Source organism: Blastococcus saxobsidens, assembly GCF_002938435.1.
Taxonomy (GTDB): Bacteria; Actinomycetota; Actinomycetes; order Mycobacteriales; family Geodermatophilaceae; genus Blastococcus; species Blastococcus saxobsidens.
Genome location: NZ_POQT01000083.1, coordinates 1 through 1,347, shown reverse-complemented (window position 1 = coordinate 1,347; position 1,347 = coordinate 1). Strand labels below are relative to the sequence as shown.

At 69.5% G+C, this 1,347-nt stretch carries 1 protein-coding gene; it reads right to left on the bottom strand.

From position 1 onward, the window contains the following. Positions 1-20: 20 nt before the first annotated feature. Positions 21-1,109, bottom strand: a complete 1,089-nt coding sequence (locus C5507_RS22000; RefSeq protein ID WP_104530602.1) for an IS110 family RNA-guided transposase — start codon at positions 1,107-1,109, stop codon at positions 21-23. Positions 1,110-1,347 lie beyond the last annotated feature (238 nt).

Here is a 1,347-nt window from a genome sequence, read left to right as displayed (position 1 = left end):
CAGGATGCTCCTATGGATGGTCAAGCTGCTGATGCGAGGTTTTCGGCGGGTTGGGTTGGGCGGAGGACGTAGTAGAGCTCGCGGGCGATCATGCGCTTGAGGCAGCGGATGATGTCTTTCTTGGACAGGCCTTCTTTGGTGCGGCGTTCGACGTAGGCGCGGGTGCGTGGGTCCCAGCGCATGCGGCAGAGGACGACACGGTAGAGGGCGGCGTTGGCTTGGCGGTCGCCGCCGCGGTTGAGTCGGTGGCGGTGGGTCTTTCCCGAGGACGCGGGGATGGGGGCGACGCCGCAGAGCATGGCGAAGGCCGGTTCGGAGTGCAGGCGGTCGGCGTTCTGGCCAGCGGTGACCAGTAGTTGCCCGGCGACGTCGGCGCCGACTCCGGTCTGGGTCATCAGGTCGGGGTTGATGGCGGTGACCAACGGGCCGATGAGCTTGTCCAGCTCGTCGATCTCCTCGGTGAGGGCGGTGTGGCGGCGGGCCAGAGTGCGCAGCGCCGTTTTGGCGGCCTGCTCCGGTTCACCGATGCGTGCGGGATCCGGGCGCAGGCCGGCGCAGGTGTCGATCAGCCGGGCACTCTTGAGCCCGCGCAGCTGGGCGCGCAGCGGCTCGACGGCGGTGACTATGAGCGACTTGATCTGCCGCTGGCAGTCCGCGCGCTGGGCGACGGCGCTGCTGCGAGCCACCCGCAGGTTGCGCAACGCCTCCACCTGCCCGCTGCGGTCCTTCGGGGTGCCGGTGCGCGCCCTGGCCAGGGCGGCGCGGGCGGCGGCCTCGGCGTCGAGTGGATCGGACTTGCCGGCCAACCGGCGCAGCTTGCGGTCGGGCCGATCGATCTCCAGCAGTGCCACGCCCTCGAGGCGCAGGTGCCGGGCCAAGCCGGCGCCGTAAGCGCCGGTGCCCTCGATCCCGACCACCAGCAACGTGCCGAAGCTGCGCAGCCAGGCCAGCAGCTGCCGGTAGCCAGCCGCTGTGGCATCGAACTGCCGGTCACCCAGCTTGCGGCCGGCGGTGTCGACCACCGCAGCGGTGTGGGTGTCGGCATGGGTGTCCACGCCGCCGGCCACCTGGACCTGGCCCAGGACAATCTCTGGTGCGATGGTGGTCATCGCCGTCCTCCTCGCTCGCAACCGACAGGGCGGCACGCACCGCCGGGCGAGCGGACAAGACAGTGATGGGTGCCTGCTGGCACAGGCTCCTATGAGGTCACACCGCCACGTCTGGTGAGTGCAGCGAGCCCCGCAGCAACCGAACCGACAGATCCGGATAAAGACCCGAAGTCAGTCTCCTGAAGGGTCAGGAACGGTCGCTGCGGGGCTCACCCACATCCTCACTGTCTCCTGATCA

What these genes read in the sequence shown, in the direction of transcription:
- C5507_RS22000 (WP_104530602.1), bottom strand. Translation starts at nt 1,109, where the DNA reads ATGACCACCATCGCACCAGAGATTGTCCTGGGCCAGGTCCAGGTGGCC.